At 61.2% G+C, this 17,255-nt stretch carries 15 protein-coding genes and 1 pseudogene; 4 read left to right on the forward strand and 12 right to left on the reverse strand.

From position 1 onward, the window contains the following. Position 1: 1 nt before the first annotated feature. Positions 2-2,473, reverse strand: coding sequence for a heavy metal translocating P-type ATPase (locus tag CPter91_RS07405; RefSeq protein WP_061938925.1), 2,472 nt, complete (start codon positions 2,471-2,473; stop codon positions 2-4). A 213-nt stretch (positions 2,474-2,686) separates the two neighbouring features. Here CPter91_RS07405 and CPter91_RS07410 point away from each other — a divergent pair. Both CPter91_RS07410 and CPter91_RS07415 read left to right on the forward strand, forming a co-directional pair. Then, positions 2,687-3,291, forward strand: a pseudogene (locus CPter91_RS07410) (amino acid synthesis family protein). A gap of 87 nt (positions 3,292-3,378) precedes the next feature. Then, positions 3,379-3,579: a heavy-metal-associated domain-containing protein gene (locus CPter91_RS07415; RefSeq protein WP_061938927.1), complete on the forward strand. Its 201-nt coding sequence runs from the start codon at positions 3,379-3,381 to the stop codon at positions 3,577-3,579. A gap of 46 nt (positions 3,580-3,625) precedes the next feature. Here the strand turns inward: CPter91_RS07415 and CPter91_RS07420 are convergent, their stop codons facing one another. The 10 genes from CPter91_RS07420 to yjgA form a co-directional block, all read right to left on the reverse strand. Next, positions 3,626-5,503: a DUF885 domain-containing protein gene (locus CPter91_RS07420; RefSeq protein ID WP_061938929.1), complete on the reverse strand. Its 1,878-nt coding sequence runs from the start codon at positions 5,501-5,503 to the stop codon at positions 3,626-3,628. A 47-nt stretch (positions 5,504-5,550) separates the two neighbouring features. Next, positions 5,551-5,958, reverse strand: a complete 408-nt coding sequence (locus tag CPter91_RS07425; RefSeq protein ID WP_061938931.1) for an SRPBCC family protein — start codon at positions 5,956-5,958, stop codon at positions 5,551-5,553. A gap of 52 nt (positions 5,959-6,010) precedes the next feature. Further along, positions 6,011-7,153, reverse strand: a complete 1,143-nt coding sequence (locus CPter91_RS07430) for an alpha/beta fold hydrolase (protein ID WP_205631665.1) — start codon at positions 7,151-7,153, stop codon at positions 6,011-6,013. Positions 7,154-7,261: 108 nt separating this feature from the next. Next, on the reverse strand, positions 7,262-7,528 hold the full coding sequence (locus tag CPter91_RS07435; protein WP_061938933.1) for a hypothetical protein: 267 nt from the start codon (positions 7,526-7,528) through the stop codon (positions 7,262-7,264). A 15-nt stretch (positions 7,529-7,543) separates the two neighbouring features. Continuing rightward, positions 7,544-8,194 carry a hypothetical protein gene (locus CPter91_RS07440; RefSeq protein WP_061938935.1) on the reverse strand — a complete coding sequence of 217 codons (651 nt, stop codon included), beginning with the start codon at positions 8,192-8,194 and terminating at the stop codon, positions 7,544-7,546. A 190-nt stretch (positions 8,195-8,384) separates the two neighbouring features. Then, positions 8,385-9,053: an alpha/beta hydrolase gene (locus CPter91_RS07445; RefSeq protein WP_061938937.1), complete on the reverse strand. Its 669-nt coding sequence runs from the start codon at positions 9,051-9,053 to the stop codon at positions 8,385-8,387. Between the two features lie 58 nt (positions 9,054-9,111). Beyond that, positions 9,112-10,101, reverse strand: a complete 990-nt coding sequence (locus CPter91_RS07450) for an MBL fold metallo-hydrolase (protein ID WP_061938939.1) — start codon at positions 10,099-10,101, stop codon at positions 9,112-9,114. A gap of 30 nt (positions 10,102-10,131) precedes the next feature. Next, positions 10,132-11,172, reverse strand: a complete 1,041-nt coding sequence (locus CPter91_RS07455) for a TRAP transporter substrate-binding protein (protein WP_082792669.1) — start codon at positions 11,170-11,172, stop codon at positions 10,132-10,134. A gap of 39 nt (positions 11,173-11,211) precedes the next feature. Further along, complete coding sequence (gene mog / locus CPter91_RS07460; protein ID WP_082792671.1) at positions 11,212-11,835, reverse strand: molybdopterin adenylyltransferase; 624 nt, start codon at positions 11,833-11,835, stop codon at positions 11,212-11,214. Further along, positions 11,822-12,427 carry a ribosome biogenesis factor YjgA gene (gene yjgA / locus CPter91_RS07465; protein WP_061938941.1) on the reverse strand — a complete coding sequence of 202 codons (606 nt, stop codon included), beginning with the start codon at positions 12,425-12,427 and terminating at the stop codon, positions 11,822-11,824. The genes mog and yjgA overlap by 14 nt, the downstream gene beginning before the upstream one ends. 76 nt (positions 12,428-12,503) lie before the next feature. Here yjgA and pmbA point away from each other — a divergent pair, with 76 nt between their 5' ends. Next, positions 12,504-13,868, forward strand: coding sequence for a metalloprotease PmbA (gene pmbA / locus CPter91_RS07470; protein WP_061938943.1), 1,365 nt, complete (start codon positions 12,504-12,506; stop codon positions 13,866-13,868). A gap of 146 nt (positions 13,869-14,014) precedes the next feature. Here the strand turns inward: pmbA and cfa are convergent, their stop codons facing one another. Beyond that, entirely contained in the window at positions 14,015-15,178 is a 1,164-nt protein-coding gene (gene cfa / locus CPter91_RS07475) for a cyclopropane fatty acyl phospholipid synthase (protein ID WP_061938944.1), read from the reverse strand. Between the two features lie 490 nt (positions 15,179-15,668). On the opposite strand from cfa, the gene CPter91_RS07480 reads away from it, so the two are divergent. Next, positions 15,669-17,216 (forward strand): sugar ABC transporter ATP-binding protein, encoded by a 1,548-nt coding sequence (locus CPter91_RS07480; protein ID WP_061938946.1) that lies wholly within the window; start codon positions 15,669-15,671, stop codon positions 17,214-17,216. Positions 17,217-17,255: the final 39 nt, after the last annotated feature.

Genomic DNA, 17,255 nt, shown 5'->3' on the forward strand with positions numbered 1-17,255 from the left:
CTTAGTTGTCATGCTTGTCATGCGATGTCTCCTTTGTCGGCTGATTGGCGGACAGATGCGCGGCGGGCCGCCAGCGGCGCAGCAGCAGGGCGTTGCTGACCACGCTGACGCTGCTGAAAGCCATGGCGGCGCCGGCCAGCACTGGATTGAGGTAGCCCAGCGCCGCCAGCGGAATGCCGATCAGGTTGTAGACGAATGCCCAGAACAGGTTCTGGCGGATCTTGCTGTAAGTGCGGCGCGAGATATCGATGGCGTCCGCCACCAGCCCCGGATCGCCGCGCATCAGCGTGATGCCGGCCGCCTGCATGGCGACGTCGGTGCCGGTCGCCATGGCGATGCCGACGTCGGCGGCCGCCAGCGCCGGGGCATCGTTGATGCCGTCGCCGACCATCGCCACCACCGCGCCGCCGGCCTTCAGCACGACTATCGCCTTGGCTTTATCGGCCGGCAGGATTTCCGCATGGATCTCGCTGATGCCGAGCTGGCCGCCGACTGCATTGGCGCTGCCGCGGTTATCGCCGCTCAGCATGGCGACCCGGATAGCTTGCTGCTGCAGTTGCCGGACCGCGGCCTTGGCAGCGGGTTTGATTTCATCGCCAAACGTCAGCAGGCCGTTCACTGTGCGCTGTCCATCCGCTCCGCTCGCTAGCCAGGAAATGGTCCGGCCTTCGGTTTCCAGCCGGCGCGCTTCAGTGGCCAGCATGGCTGTATCCGCCCCCAGTTCCTGCATCCAGCGGCTGCTGCCCAGGAAGTATTGCATGTCGCCGATGTTGGCCTGCACACCGCGTCCGGCGACGGTCTGCACCTTGCTGGCAGCCAGCGCTGGCGCGATGCCGGCCTGGCCGGCGGCGGCGATGACGGCGCGCGCCAGCGGGTGTTCGCTGTTGCGTTGCACGGCCGCTGCCAGCGCCAGCAGATCTCTGGCGGCGTCTGTGCCTGGCGCGGCCGGCAGATAGTTGAGCAAGGTAGGATGGCCGACCGTCAGGGTACCGGTCTTGTCGAAAGCGACGACGCTGATGCGGTGGGCGATTTCCAGCGCCTCCGCATCCTTGATCAGGATGCCGTAGCGTGCAGCGATACCGGTGCCGGCCATGATCGCGGTCGGCGTCGCCAGCCCCAGTGCGCAAGGGCAGGCGATCACCAGCACCGCCACGGCATTCAGCAATGCCTGCTGCCAGTCGCCATTGAAGAAACCCCAGCCCAGCAAGGTCAGCAAGGCAATCACCAGCACCACCGGCACGAACACCGCGCTGACCTGGTCCACCAGGCGCTGGATCGGCGCCTTGGCGGCTTGCGCATGCTCCACCATGCGGATGATGCGCGCCAACGTGGTTTCGGCGCCGATGGCGGTCGTCGTGACCAATAACAGGCCGTTGCCGTTGATGGCGCCGGCGGTAATCCGGTCGCCTACTTGTTTTTCCACAGGCAGGCTTTCGCCGGTCAGCAAGGACTCGTCGACCTGGCTGTGGCCTTCCAGCACCACGCCGTCCGCGGCGATGCGTTCGCCGGCGCGCACCACCACCACGTCGCCGAGCTGTAGGGCGGCGATGGCGATCTCGCGGTCGACGCTGTTCGCGCCTTGAGTGCGCCGTACAGTCGCGCGTTCAGGGCGCAGCGCATTCAGGGCGCGGATGGCGTCGGCGGTCTGGCGCTTGGCGCGGGTTTCCAGCCACTTCCCTAACAGCACCAGGGTGATCACCGCTGCCGATGCTTCAAAATACAGGTGGCCCATGGCGGGGGCCGCCAGCAGCAGATACAGCGACAAGCCGTAGGCGGCGCTGGTGCCGAGCGCAACCAGCAAATCCATATTGCCGCTGCCCGCCTTCAGCGCGCGCCAGCCGGCCCGGTAGAAACGAGCGCCGAGCCAGAACTGCACCGGCGTCGCCAGCGCCAGCTGCCACCAGCCGGGCAGGGCGCCGCCGCCAAAGGGCATCAGCAGCATCGGCAGGACTAACGGCAGGGTCAGCAGTCCGGCGGCGGCTACCGGCCACCAGCTTGGCAATCCAGGTTTGCCCTCACCTGATGCAGGGCTGTCCGCTGCAGACGACGGTAGCGATGCTTCATAGCCGGCGGCATGAACCGCCGCAATCAGGCTTTCCAGCGGCACAGCGCCGGCGGTGTTCAGGGTAGCTTTTTCGCTGGCCAGGTTGACCGCCACGCTTTGCACGCCCGGCACCTTGTACAAGGCTTTCTCGACCCGGCTGACGCAGGATGCGCAACTCATGCCGGCGATGTCTAGCGTGACTTCCTGCTGCTTGACCACATAACCGGCTTTTTCCACCGCCGCCACCAGCGGGCCGATGGCGGTGGCGCTGTCGCCCTGCACGGTGGCCAGTTCGGTCGCCAGGTTGACGCTGACATCCTGCACCCCGGCCACCTTGCGCAAGGCCTTTTCGACATGCGAGACGCAGGAGGCGCAGCTCATGCCTTCGATTGCTAACTGGAATTCGGTCAATGCCTGGGTGCTGCCCATGATGTGCTCTGCTTATGGAGTGGGGATAGCTTGATGATGGACCTTCCAATGATGGGAAGGTCAAGCATAATTTTAACAGCCTGCGCTTTTCGCCGTTTTTTGCGCTGAAAAGCGCTAACGCTTATACGCGCCGCGCTATATAGCCGAGGGCGTGGGCAGGTTAGGATTCCCGTCCATAACCCCATTCATCCGTTAACTTGTCAGGAACGCATCATGTCCAAGCCAGCAAATTTCGAGAATTATCATATCCGCAAGTGGTACACCCAGATTGACGACACCCTGGCCAATGAAAACGGCATCCTGGCCGACGGCAAGCCGTTGCGCAAGATCGTCATCGCCGCCGCCATCCACAATCCTTACGCCGGCCGCTTCAGCGACAACCTGGATCTGATCCTGGCGAACTCTCCTGCGCTGGGCCGCGAGTTCGGCCGCCGCATCGTCGCCGCGCTGGGCGGGGAAGAGCTGGAAAGCTACGGCAAGGCCTGCATCGTCGGCATCGCCGGCGAATACGAACACGGCAACGCCTTCCTGACGCCGGCCATGGTGATGCCGATCCGCGAAGCGATCGGCGGCGGCAAAGCCTGGATCCCGTCAGCCGGCAAGCGCGGCGTGCCTGGCACTGAGCTGGATATTCCGCTGGCGCACAAGAATGCCTTGTATGTGCCGTCGCACTACGACACGGTCACCAGCCAGTTCTTCGACGCCCGAATGCGGATGAAGTGGTGGTGGCGTTTGCGGTCGCCACCCGCGGCCGCCTGCATGCGCGCCTGGGCGGTTTGAAAGCCGGTGAAATCGAAGGCAAGAACGGTCTCAACTGATTTTTGCAGGCCGAATCCAGGCTTGACCTTGCTATCGTGGGAAGGTTTATAGTGGCTGCAGTACTGAACCAACCCACGGAGCAAAACATGATTCAATTCACTGTGCAGGACATAACGTGCGGCCATTGCGCCGGCCGCATCAGCAAAGCCATCAGCGGCGTCGATGCCGGCGCCAAGGTGGAGATCAAGATCGACAGCCACACGGTAGCGATTGAGAGCCAGGCCGGCGCCGCCGAGCTGGCGGAGGCCATCAAGGATGCCGGTTATACGCCGCAGTTGCAGGCTTGAGATGGCGCGGCGGCGCTGGCAGGGCAGCTTGCCGCGCCGCCGCTTTTCAGGTGCTTAGCTTGACGCCGGCAATATAGCGATCGATCACCGTCGGCAATACCGTCAGCGGCACGCCGCCGCTTTTCACCAGTGCGTCGTTAAAACCGGCCAGGTCGAAATGGGCGCCCAGTGCCTGTTTCGCGCGGTCGCGCTGATGCAGGATTTCGTTGTGTCCCATCTTGTAGCCGCAAGCCTGTCCAGGCGACACACAATAGCGGTCGACTTCGCTGGTGATGGCAGCGACCCCGCGGCCACAGTTTTCAACCATGAAGCGGATCGCCTGCTGGCGCGTCCATTTCATCGCGTGCAAGCCGGTATCGACCACCAGGCGGCAAGCGCGGAACTGCTGCGCCTGCAGATAACCGATCTGACTGAACGGGTCCTTGGCATAGATGCCGAACTCGTCGACCAGCTGCTCGGCATACAAGGCCCAGCCTTCGATAAAGGCGTTGAAGCCGACCATGGACGTGATCAGCGGCAGGTCCGCATGGTGTTCCGCCAGGTACGCCCCCTGCCAGGTGTGGCCGGGAATGCCTTCGTGCGCGGTGAGCGTGGCGATTTCCGATTTCGGCCAGAGCGTGGTCGATTTCAGGTTGATGTAATAAATCGCTGGCCGCGATCCATCCAGTGCGGCGAAATTCATGTAACCGAGCGGGGCGCCGGCTTCGATATCGGCCGGCACCCGCTTGATGATCAGCGGCGCCTTCAGGCCCAGGTGCGAGATCTCCGGCATCAGCAGGCGCACTGCCGCAATCCGTTCATTGCAATAGGCGATCAGCTGTTCGCGGCCCTGGTCGTCGTCGGCATAGAAACGCTTGGGATCCTTGGACAGCGCCAGCAGGCGCTCGCCCACCGTGCCCTGGCTGATGCCTTGCGCCTTGAGGATGGTGTCGATGCGCGCCTGCAGCGCCTTGTTCTGTTCCAGGCCGATGGCGTGGATTTCGGCGGCGCTGCGGGTGGTGGTGGTGCCCAGTTTCAGCGCCCATTCGTAATACGCGGCGCCGTCCGGCAAACGCTGCACGCCGGCCACATCGGTGGCTTTGGCGGTGGCTTTAGTAAAGCCAGCGATCTGCCGTTCCAGCGCCGGGTACACCTTGTCGTTGACCAGCGCCGTTGCCCGCGTTTCCCAGTCGCCCTCGATGCCGAGCTCGCGCGTGCGGCGGGTGATCGAAGTCACCAGCTTTTGCCTTGCTACTTGCGTGTTGCGATAATTCTGCAGTTGGATCAGCGTGGTATGTGCGATGAAATCCGGCGGCATGATGCCTTTGCCGGCCTGTTCTGCTATGCGCGCGCTTTCCTGGTCGAGCAGGCGCGCCATGGCCGCCACCCGCTCAAGATAAGCCTCGGCGTCGGCGGCGTTGGCGATGTGGTGCTGCGAGTCGAGAAATTCAGGCACCGCGATCAGTGCGCCATCCTGCTGGGTCACCGGGAAAGGATCGGTGCCGCCGTAGAAGCCGCTGGCCGCGCCGCCATAGGAAAAGCGCAGGCCATCCACGCCCTGATTCGCCGCATAGCGCACGCTGTCGTAACGGATTTGCGCATCCGGGCTGAGCCTGGCGCGTTCCACCGTGTGCATGCGCGCCAGCATCGATTTCACCTGGTCGGCCCAGAGCGCGTCGCCGGCCGGGGAGGCATCCTGCAAGCGCGACTTGAGCGCGGCGCGGGCGCCGGAATCGAGCCCTAGCGAAGTCGCCGAAGTCGGCGCCAGGCGCAGGACTTCCTCGGCAAAGTCGGCCAGCATGCCGTTGAATTTCTGGTCGGCCGGGCTGGCGTCCTTGCCCTGGGCGCGGGCGATGCCGGGCAGGGCGGTGACTGCAGCCGCGGAAAGCGCGCTCAACAGCACGTCGCGCCGGCGGCGGGAAAAAGGCGAGGGTGTCTTGTACATGGAATCCTTTGTGTTCTGCGAGAAAAGAATAGCCCCGCCAGTCTATCTCAAGATTGCTCCGCCAGCTTCTTGAGGGCTGCCAGCACATCCGGAAAGTCGCCGGTTACCAGCGGGCCGATTTCAGCGGCGCCCGGCCCGCTGATCTGCGTGCTGTAGATAATCCTGGTGCGGCCGGACGGCAGCGGCTCCAACTTGTGGCTGACCAGTACGCGCGTGTCATCCACCACGGTCTCGTCGATGAAGCTTTGGTTGGGTATGACCTCGGTCAAGGTGCTGGTCAAGGGATCCTGTCCCGGCGGCCGCATCGTGAACGTAGTGCCTGCCACGAACGGACCATGCAATTCGATGCTTTCGATACCGGCGTTCCAGTCCTTCCAGCGCGCGACGTCGGCGAACAGCGCCCACACGCGGGATGGCGCGGCGCTGGTTTCGATGCTTTCTTCATGAGTCCACATAGCTATCTCCATGAGAGGTAAGGTGAATAGATTGCTGACCGTTTGCAATCGCTCATTTTGCCATTGGCCGGATTTTTTCACTGAGGATCTTGTGCTGTGCATCGATCATGGCCAGGTTTGGATCGTGACCGGTCTGCGGTACCGCTACATATTCCTTGTCAGGCGCGACAAGGCCGTCAAAATAACGTTTTGCCACATCGGGCACGGCGACCAGATCTTCCGATCCCTCGATGATATAAACCGGAATATCGAAGCGCATTCCCAGTTTGGGCAAGTCGATGCGGGAAAATATGCCGTCGCCCTTGAGGCCGACGAACTGCAGGTAGGAGTAGTCGTCGGCCTGCTCAAAAAAATCCTGCATCTGTGCAGTGGCATATCCGGGGGCGGGTACCCACCATGCTTTCGGTGCAGCCGCTGAAGTCTTGGCCTCATAGATACGCGTCGCCCGTCGCAAGATGCCGCTGTTGCGTGGGTTTGTCCAAGGCGGCGGGCCGAGCGCTTCAATTGTCGAGACTGTCTTTTGATCGCCTGCAGCGCGCGCCAGGGAAATCAGTTTCGTGTAGCTGGCGTTCTGGTTTTCTCGATAGCTCACGATCTGTCCAGTCCCGACGTAGGCATAAAACAGGTCCGGCCTGGATTTCACCATGTAGATGCCGAGGATCGACCCCCATGATCCGCCCATGAGAATGACTTCGCGCTTACCGAACTGCCTGGTCAGATATTCTGTCAGCTCGATCCCGTCTTGCGCCATGCGTTCGACCGTCAGCACAGATGCAGCCGTTGCCGGGTTGGCGGCGAAGGTCTTGCCGGCGCCGCGCTGATCCCATTGCACCAGCGTGAATTCACTCTGCCAGGCGCCATAAATTGCATCCGCGTAAGGGTTCAGCGAATTTCCGGGACCGCCGTGAAGAAACAGGATCAGCGGGTTGTCACAGCTCGTGCCGCTTATGGTGATCCATTGCTGAATACCGCCGATCAAGACGAATTTTTTTTCATCCAGTTTGATGTTGGATGACGTACAGCTACCGGCGCTTTCCATTTTTGGCGACATTTGCGCAGTATCGCTTTGCGCGATGCCGTACAGCGGTTGCCAGAACAGTAGCGAGGCTAAGCTCAAGGTTGCAAGTTTGCTGATGATGGAGGCGAAGCCGTTGCCTGCATCGAAATACCCTGTAAATGGAAAATACTTTTTCACGCTAACGATCACCGGTAGTCATGCAGCTTGGTGGCATGGATGGAATTGGATTTTTGGACATTATGTGCTTAGCTTGTGAATACATGGCGTAATCGCTTGTAGCAGGGATCAGGCTCGCCATGCTTTCATCTCATTGAACAGGTTTTTTTTTCTGTTGAATATTTGATAGGCCACTAACACCAGCAATATGACCAGGACCGAATTGATAATGATAGGTGGCGATGTTTTTGGTGGGATTACTCTATCAAACACGGTATAGACAGTCACGCAGAGCCAGCTTGCCGCCTTGAGCCATTCGCGTTTCAATAAATGTGTGACGACACAGAAGGCTCCGCCGGCGAGAATGAGTTGCGTAGCCAGGGTAATCGTTTGCATATTGCAGGCTTTCAGTTAATTGACGCAGCTTGGATACGGCGCCGCCTCGCCAGCTACGATCGGGCAAAGCTTGATCGGATTCAGCTGCTTGAATTTCTCCGTCCATTTGCCGACGTCGATGGCAAGCGGGGTGGCGGACGGTGCACCGCGTTCGGCCCATTGGATCGTGTAATAGTCGCTGCTGCCCTTGATCACGGCGATGACCGCCGCTTCGCTGGTTTTTCCTGCCGTGGTAGGAGAGGTGCCGCAGGAGGCGACCAGGACGAAGGCGTCACGGTCGCTGATTTTGTCGATGCCGATTTCCTGGCCGCTGAACGATGTCGGGCAGGCACGCTGGAAACCGGCGGCCATGTTGACGGCGAATGACTGTGGCGTGACCTGCGGATTCTGCGCCAGGTCCTTGACGCCGGTGACGGTGATCATCTGGGTCCATTGGTTGACGTTCTCTTTGTCCAGCACCGCTTCGCGGATATAGTGCGAGCCCTGGGCGTTTTCAAACGCATTCTTGAACCCCGGCGGCGAGGTGACTACCAGCAGCTGGCTGTAAATCGGGGTAATCGTTTTCAATGCAACACCGTGCTGTTGCCCGGCGCTCTTGCCGGTGTCGGCGGCATGGGCAAGCGATATGCATGCGCATGCCGCCAGCAGAAGTCCAGTCTTGTTCATGTTTTCCTCGCAAGGGCTCGGGGCAGGGCGGGATATCCGCTTCCATCAAGCGTTCGGTGCAGGGGCCATGATAGGTCTGATATTTCTAAATTGCAACTTTCAAAAAAATACCCCGCCGGTCAAGGCGGGGCAGTCATGTTGCGTGGTGTAAAACATGGAGGCGCTCAGGCCGCGCAGCCGCTTGCTCTGCTTAAGCCAGCACGCGGCGCAGCCAGTTGCCGATATCGGCGACTTCCTCGGCGCAGACCGAGTGCTGCATCATGTATTCATGCCATTCGACGCTGTAGCCCAGTTGCAGCAGCAAGTCGCGCGACATTTCCGCGCGGTTGACGAGCACCACCGGATCGGCGCGGCCGTGAGCCTGGAAAATCGGCGTGTGCTGGTTGGCGGCGTGGCGTTCGGCGGCGATCTTGTCGTTGAGCGGCAGATAGCCGGACAGGCACATCAGGCCGGCCAGTTTCTGCGGGTAGCGCAAGCCGGTTTGCAAGGTCATGGCGCAGCCTTGTGAAAATCCGGCGAGGACGATCTTGTCGGCCGCGATGCCAAGCGCGATCTGCTCTGCGATCAGGGCTTCGATATCGGCTTGCGACTTGCGCAGGCCGGCTTCATCTTCGCGCCGCACCAGGTCGGTGGTGAGGATGTCGTACCAGGCCGGCATCACGTAGCCGTTGTTGATGGTGACCGGAATCGCCGGCGCGCTCGGGAAGACGAAGCGGATGCCGGGACAGCCGCTCAGGTCCAGTTCCTTGACGATGGGGACGAAATCAGAACCGTCGGCGCCCAGGCCGTGCATCCAGATGACGGCGGCGCTTGGTGTTTCGGAAGTAGATATTTCCAGGGTTTCGAGTGTGCTTGACATGAGTGGGTCCGGATCTAGATTGAAAAATTAACGGGAGAATGAGAATGGCGGTAGCGGCTCAGATCACCATCAGGTCTTTGCCGACGATGATTTCGCCGCTGAATTGCTGGCGTGCTTCGGCCGACCACATGTCATCGGTGATGGCAGGATCGCCGCCGGGCACGAAGTGGCTCAGCACCAGCGTCTTGACGCCGGCGCGCGCCGCCACCAGGCCGACTTGCGCGGTGCTGGTGTGGCTCTTCACCAGATGATCGAGCAGGGTCGGCGCATTGTCGACGGTGCGCATCAGTTTTTCCAGCGCCGGCAGATACATCACTTCGTGCACCAGCACGTCGGCGCCCTTGGCCAGCTGGATCAGGTTGTCGTTGTAGGCGGTATCGCCGGAAAACACCACCGAGCGGTCCTTGCTGTCGAAGCGGTAGGCGAAGGCGGGTTTCAGCGTGTAATGATCGACCAGGGCGGCGGTGACCTTCACCTGGTCGTTTTCCAGCACTACGCGCGGGCCGCTGAATTCATGGGTCTTGATCAGCGGACGCAGCGGAGGCCGGCCTTCTTCCTTGATGCGGACGGCGATGTCGAGCGCGTTCATGCGGACGAAATCGTCCATCATGCGGCGCATGCCGGGCGGGCCGTACATCTGCACCGGCGTTGCCAGGCCGGTGGCCCAGGCCAGCAGCACCAGGTTGCCGAGATCGGCATTGTGGTCGGAGTGCTGGTGGGTCAGGAAGATGTCGCGGATCTGCGGCAGCTTGATGCCGGCCTTGACCAGTTGCTGGGCGACGCCGTTGCCGCAGTCGACTACATAGGGCTGGCCGTCGATCAGCAGGACATTGGCCGGCGCCGCGCGCAGGGCGGACGGCGTCGGGCCGCCCTTGGTGCCGAGCAGGATCAGGCGCGTGCCTTTGCCTTTATCGCCGGCGGCCGTCAGCGCTGCGCTGGTCTGCGCCTGCGCTGGCGTCAGCCACGGCAATGCGGCAGCGCCGCCGGCGGCTAGCGCCAGCTGCATGAATTTTCTGCGCGCGCCTTGCTGTTGCTGCTTGCGAATCATGGTTTTCTCCAGTGTCGCCAGGCGGCGGTGTTATTGCGCAACGTGCTTGAGGCACTGCGACACGATCTCGGCGGCGCCGGCCTTTTGCTGCCAGGCCGCGACCTGGCTGGCGGCGGCCTTGCGCAGACTATCCTGTATCTCTGGCGCCGGCGCCAGGTTGAGCGTCATCTTGTGGCCGCGCATGCGGCTGTAATTCGCTTCGATGCGCTCCTGGATCTTGCTCCAGGAAGCATCCGCGGTGCGTTTGGCGGCCTCGCTCAGCACGGCTTGTTGTTCAGGCTTTAGTTGTTGCCAGACATCCTGGTTGATGACGGTGTAGCTGAGCGGGATGGCGTAGCTGATGGCGCTGAAGTTGCTCAGTTGATCCCACAGACGGTTGCCGGCGCCGCCGTCGCCGGAGGACAGCACGGCGTTCAGTTCGCCGGCCGTCAGCTTGGCCGGCACCGCTGAGAACGGCAGGTTCTCGCTGTGGGCGCCGACCTGCGCGAAGACGGCGCGGCTGTTGTCGTCGTAGGTGCGGATGCGCAGCGCCTGCAGCGCTGCCAGGTCAGTCACTGGTGCAGCCGACCAGATGCCGGACGGCGGCCATGGTGTGACGTACAGCAGGTGGGCATTCAGCTTGCGCAGATGCTGCTCGACCGCCGGCTGGGCGCAGTCGGCGAGCGCCCTGGCCTCGTCGAAGCCGCCGACCGTGAACGGCAGCGAAGACAGCAGGAAGAAGGGATCGCTGGCGCCGGCGATGCCGGCAAACAGCGTCGCCATTTCGACCTTGCCCTCGCTCAGCGCGCTGACCTGGGCGCTGCCTTTGAAAGGGTTTTGCGCTTCCTGCTCGGTGACGATGTTCAACGCATCCGCCGGCAGCGCGGCGGCCAGCTGCCTGACCGTATCGCCGAACTGCAGGTCGGCGGCAGCGGTGACCGAGGTCGCCGGATACTCGTTGATGAGATGCAGGGTTTGCGCCTGCAGTGGCACGCTCAGGCCGAGCGTCAGTAGCGGCAGCAGCAAAAGTAAGGCAGGGTTGAAACGGGGTTTGCTTTGTTTGCTGGATTTGCTGAAAACCGCTGGCAACATGGATGCTGTCCGCTGAAAAGAATTGGGTAAAGAGGGCGCCTAGGCAGGCTTGATTGCCGATTTCGGCCGGAACGCCTTGCACACCGCTTCATTGGTTTCGATATACGGACCGCCGATCAGGTCGATGCAGTAAGGCACGGCGGCGAAGATGCCGGACACTTTCTGCTTGCCGTCGGCATCCTTCAAGCCTTCGAGGGTTTCCTTGATGGCTTTCGGCTGTCCCGGCAGGTTCAGGATCAGGGCCGCATGATCGGCAGTTTCACGGATCACGGCCACTTGCCGCGACAGGATCGCGGTCGGCACGAACTGCAGGCTGATCTGGCGCATCTGTTCGCCAAAGCCAGGCATTTCCTTGGTCGCCACCGCCAGCGTCGCTTCCGGCGTGACGTCGCGCCGCGCCGGGCCGGTGCCGCCGGTAGTCAGCACCAGGTCGCAATGATGCTGGTCTGTCAACTCGATCAGGGTTTGCTCGATCAGCGCGCGCTCATCGGCGATCAGGCGGGTCTCCACCTGCCACGGGCTGGCGAGCGCGGCGGCCAGCCAGTCCTGCAGGGCGGGGATGCCTTGGTCTTGGTAAACCCCGCTGCTGGCGCGGTCGGAAATCGACACCAGGCCGATTTTCAGGCCCGCAGCCAGTGTTGGCGCAGGATTAATTGTGCTCATCTTGCTCGTCGTCGTCTTCGGCGTCGCTATCGTTCTGGTCCTGGTTGCCCGACGATTTTTGCAGCTCTTTCAGCAGCTGGAAAATCTCGCGATACGCTTTCGGCGGCTTGTTCTCGGCCTGCTCCTTGCGCGCGTTGCGGATCATGGTGCGCACATGCTGCACGTCCAGTTCCGGATGATGCGCCAGCAGTTCGGTGAGCGCGCCGTCGTCCTTCAGCAGGCGGTCGCGGTGGCGCTCCAGCGCGTGCATGGCGGCGGTATCGGCTTTCGACAGGCCGCGCCAGCTATCCAGGGTCTTCTGGATTTCGGCGATTTCGTGCGGCTCCAGCGTGCGCATTTTCTTGCCGACGTACTGAGTCTGGCGGCGGCGGCCTTCGTGATCCTTGATCTGCTGGCATTCGAGGATGGCGTCGCGCACATCTTCCGGCATCGGCACCCGCTTGACGCGGTCGCGCGATTCGGCGATCAGTTCTTCGCCGAGCTTCTGCAAGGCGGTCATCTCGCGCTTGAGCTGGGACTTGGAGGGACGGTCGTATTCTTGTTCGAACTCGCTGGACTGAAAGCCGCAGGAGCCCCGATTGGGATTTGGCATGATGTAAAGGGTGCTTCCATACTGTAAACGACTGCTATGATAACCGTTTTATACCTAATTCGAAGAAAACCGACCCATGAGCGACTCCGTATTTACCCATAGTCAAGCCCAATTACAACAGCTGGCGCAGGATGTGTTGCGTTATGCGCGGGAAAAAGGCGCCTCCAACGCCGCGGTTGAAATCAGCGAAGGCAGCGGCTTGTCGGTGGGCGTACGCAAGGGCAGCGTCGAAACGATCGAGCAAAACAAGGACAAGGGCATGGGCGTCACCGTCTATCTGGGCGAGGAGGGCCATACCCGGCGCGGCAATGCCAGCACCTCGGACTTTTCCGCCAAAGCCTTGCAGGACACGGTCGAAGCGGCTTATAACATCGCCCGTTTCACGGCAGAAGACGATTGCGCCGGCTTGCCGGATGTTGATACTTTGGAAATGAATCCGCTGGATCTGCAACTTTGCTCGCCGTGGCTGATTTCGGCCGAAGAAGCCGTGGAACTGGCAAAACGTTGCGAAGCGGCAGCATTTGCCGTCGACAAGCGCATCACCAACAGCGAAGGCGCCGGTGTCTACGCCCAGCAATCGCACTTCGTCAGCGCCAATTCGCGCGGCTTCATGGGCGGCTATCCTTTCTCGCGCCACACCATTTCGGTGGCGCCGATCGCCGGCAAGGGCAGCAAGATGCAGCGCGACGACTGGTATTCCTCGATGCGCGACCCGCAACAATTGGCGAAGCCGGAAGCCATCGGCCGCTACGCCGCTGAGCGTGCCTTGGCGCGCCTGAACGCGCGCCAGCTGGATACACGCAAATGCGCGGTGCTGTTCGAGGCGCCGCTGGCGGCCGGTTTGCTGGGCGCTTTCGTGCAGGCGGTGTCGGGCGGCGCGCTGTACCGCAAATCGTCGTTCCTGCTGGACAGCCTCGGGCAGCAGGCTTTTGCGCCGCATATCCAGATCGTGGAAGATCCGCACGTGATCGGCGCGGTCGGTTCCGCGCCTTTCGACGAAGAGGGCGTCAAGACCCAGCGTCGCGACGTGGTCAAGGATGGCGTGGTGCAGGGCTACTTCCTGTCGACCTATTCGGCGCGCAAGCTGGGCATGAAAACCACCGGTAATTCGGGTGGTTCGCATAACCTCAGCATGACTTCTTCACTGACCAAATCTACCGATGATTTCAAGGCCATGCTGAAGAAGCTCGATACCGGCTTGCTGGTCACCGAGCTGATGGGGCAGGGCACCAACTACGTCACCGGCGATTACTCGCGCGGCGCCTCCGGCTACTGGGTGGAGAAGGGCGTCATCCAGTATCCGGTCGAGGAAATCACGATCGCCGGCAACATGAAAGACATGCTGGCGCAGATCGTCGCCATCGGCGCCGATACTCTTATCCGCGGCACCAAGCAGACGGGTTCGGTGCTGATTGAAAGCATGACTGTCGCCGGTAATTAAACCGCGCTTTTGAAAGCCCCGTCTAGGCGACCCCGGCTACGCGCCTTGGTCATTCCCGCGGACGCGGGAATCCATATTCACTGCCATATTCAGCAACTTGGATTCCCGCGTTCGCGGGAATGACTCCGGATGAATTATCCGCTGCGCTAGCGCACCGAGCGATACAGGCCCTTGCGCCCGCGCTTGCTTAGCACCAGCTGCCACAGCTGCCCCTGGCCGGAACGGAAAAAGCCGGCCGAAGACAGGATGAAGTATTTCCACATGCGGTAGAAGCGCTCGCCGTATTTGTCTTGCAGGGTCGGCCAGGCCTTTTCGAAATTATCCCACCACGCCATCAATGTGCGGTCGTAGTCCTGGCCGAAATTGTGCCAGTCCTGTATCAGGAATTTCCCTTCCAGCGCATAGGTGATTTCCTTGGCCGAGGGCAGGTGGCCGTTCGGGAAAATGTACTTGTCGAGCCAGACGTCGCGCTTTTTCTCGGTCTCGTAATTGCCGATGCTATGCAGCAGGAACAGGCCGTCCGGCTTCAGCAGCCTGGCGACGACGTCGAAGTATTCGTCATAGTTTTTTGCGCCCACATGCTCGAACATGCCGACTGAAACAATCTTGTCGAACTGACCCGTCAACTGGCGGTAGTCGGTCAGTTCGATCTGCACCGGCAGCCCGGCGCAGCGCTGCCGCGCCAGCTTCTGCTGTTCCTTGGAAATCGTGACGCCGACCACGTCCACCTGGTGCTGTTGCGCCGCATGGCGCGCCAGGCCGCCCCAGCCGCAGCCGATATCGAGCAGGCGTTCGCCCGGCTTCAGTTCAAGCTTGCGGCAGATCAGGTCGAGTTTGTGCAGCTGCGCCTGTTCCAGGTTTTCAGCTTTGGGCCAGTAAGCGCAGGAATACATCATGCTGGAATCCAGCATCAGTTCAAACAGGTCGTTGCCAATGTCGTAGTGCTGTTCGCCGACCTGGAAGGCGCGCTTGCGGCTTTGCAGGTTGAAGAATTTCTGGCGCAGGATTTCCAGGAAAAAGCCGATTTTTGCCGGGCCCACCACAGTCTGTTCCAGATCGTGGCTGGTGACCCTGTAGAAGAATTCGTCCAGCTGCTCGCAGTCCCAGTCGCCATCCATATACGATTCGCCGATGCCGAGCTCCCAGGTGGCAAACATCTTTTGGAAGAAGGCCGGATCATGGATCTGCATGTCCCAGGGTTGCTCGCCGTTGAGGCGGATGCCTGCGTGTTCAAACAATTTGTTGATGATTTTCGCGCTATTCGTATCCAGGTTCGCTGGCGTCGGCCGGCCGGCATTCACATTATTCATGCAGTACTTCCCTTTTTTGGTTGGGCTTATTCGTACACGGATGGCATCTTTGTCTGGGACGGCTTTCATGGACGGAAATCCATCATGCAAGCTTGGGATGAAGGGTAGCACCGGTTTGTCGGCTGTGGGTTAAGGAAGTGTTAAGAGCGATCGCAGGGGGCGCGTAAATATAATTCGTCCAAAAAAGCAAGCGCTTGCGCAAGCGCTTGCTTTGCACTAAGATTACTCTCAAATCAGACCGCTAACTGCTATTCCCAGTGAAGGCGGTTTTGGCAAAAAAACATAAACGCCTGGAGACAAAATGAAAATCCCGCACCGCAACGAGGCAATCCAGCCTCGCCATTCATTGTCAAAAAGAATATGTATTGAGCGTTCGTTCACGTCAAATCGACGTTGCGTACTGCCTGTCGCCTGATGGCGTGTCGATGCATGTGCCTTGTTATCCGCGATTTTTTGAGACTGATTATTCGGTCAGCTTGAGGGGCAGCCCATGAAACCAGTATCCGACGCGACGCCTATCCTGGAGATGCGCGCCATCTCCAAGACCTTCAGCGGTTTGCGCGTATTGAAAGAAGTCGACCTGACGGTCTACGCCGGCGAGGTGCATGCCTTGATGGGGGAAAACGGCGCCGGCAAGTCGACCTTGATGAAAGTCCTGTCCGGCGCCCATGCGGCGGATGCCGGCGGCGAAATCCGCATCGACGGCAAGGCGGTGGCCAATTACGGCCCGCGCGCCGCCAAGGAACTGGGCGTGGCCGTGATCTACCAGGAACTGAGCTTGTGTCCGAACCTGAGCGTGGCGGAAAACATCTACCTCGGCCGCGAGTTGAAGCGCGGCTGGACCGTTGACCGCAAGGCGATGGAAGCCGGCTGCGTCGACGTCCTGGTGCGCCTGGGGGCCGACTTCGGGCCGCAGACCAAGGTCAGCAGCCTGTCGATTGCCGAGCGCCAGCTGGTCGAGATTGCCCGCGCCATCCACGCCCATGCGCGCATCCTGGTGATGGACGAGCCGACCACGCCGCTGTCTTCGCGCGAGACTGACCGCTTGTTTGCGCTGATCCGCCAGTTGCGCCAGGAAGGGCTGGCGATCGTCTACATCAGCCATCGCATGGCCGAGATCTATGAGTTGTCGGATCGCGTTTCTGTGCTGCGCGACGGCAAGCATGTCGGCATGCTGGAACGGGCCGATCTTTCTGCCGAGGCGCTGGTGAAGATGATGGTCGGCCGTGACCTTTCCGGTTTTTACAAGAAAGAGCACGCACCCTACGATCCTGGCAATGTAGTGATGCGGGTGCGCGACATGGCCGACGGCGGCCGCGTCCGTGGCTGCAGCTTTGACTTGCACGCCGGCGAGGTGCTGGGCATCGCCGGCCTGGTCGGCGCCGGCCGCACCGAATTGGCGCGCCTGATCTTTGGCGCCGATGCGCGCATTTCCGGCACGCTGGAAGTGGCGGGCAAGGCGGTTGCCAGCTTGCGCGGCCCAACCGACGCCATCCGCGCTGGGGTGGTCTACCTGACCGAAGATCGCAAGGCACAAGGACTGTTCCTCGACATGAGTGTGCGCGACAACATCAATGTTTGCGCCTGCGTGCCGGACTCCCGCTATGGCGGCGTGCTGGACCGCCGCCGCGGCGCGCGCCGCTCGGAAGAGGCGATCAAGTCGCTCTCGATCCGGGTAGCGTCCGGCAATGTCAATGTCGGCGCGCTGTCGGGCGGCAACCAGCAAAAAGTGCTGCTGGCGCGCCTGCTGGAAATCAAGCCGCACGTATTGATTCTGGACGAGCCTACGCGCGGTGTCGACATCGGTTCCAAATCGGAGATTTATCGCATCATCAATGACCTGGCCAAGGCCGGCGTCGGGGTGGTGGTGATTTCCAGCGAACTGCCGGAAATCGTCGGCACCTCGGACCGCGTGCTGGTGATGCGGGAAGGCGAACTGGTGGCAGAACTGGGTGGCCATTCAGGACGCGACATCAGCCAGGAAAACATTATCGAACTGGCCACCGGCGCACAGCAAGTAGAGCCGCAAGCGGCTTGAGCAGGCAAAGCGGCAATCATGAATCAGAACAGCAAGGAG

The organism is Collimonas pratensis (assembly GCF_001584185.1).
GTDB classification, from domain to species: domain Bacteria; phylum Pseudomonadota; class Gammaproteobacteria; order Burkholderiales; family Burkholderiaceae_D; genus Collimonas; species Collimonas pratensis.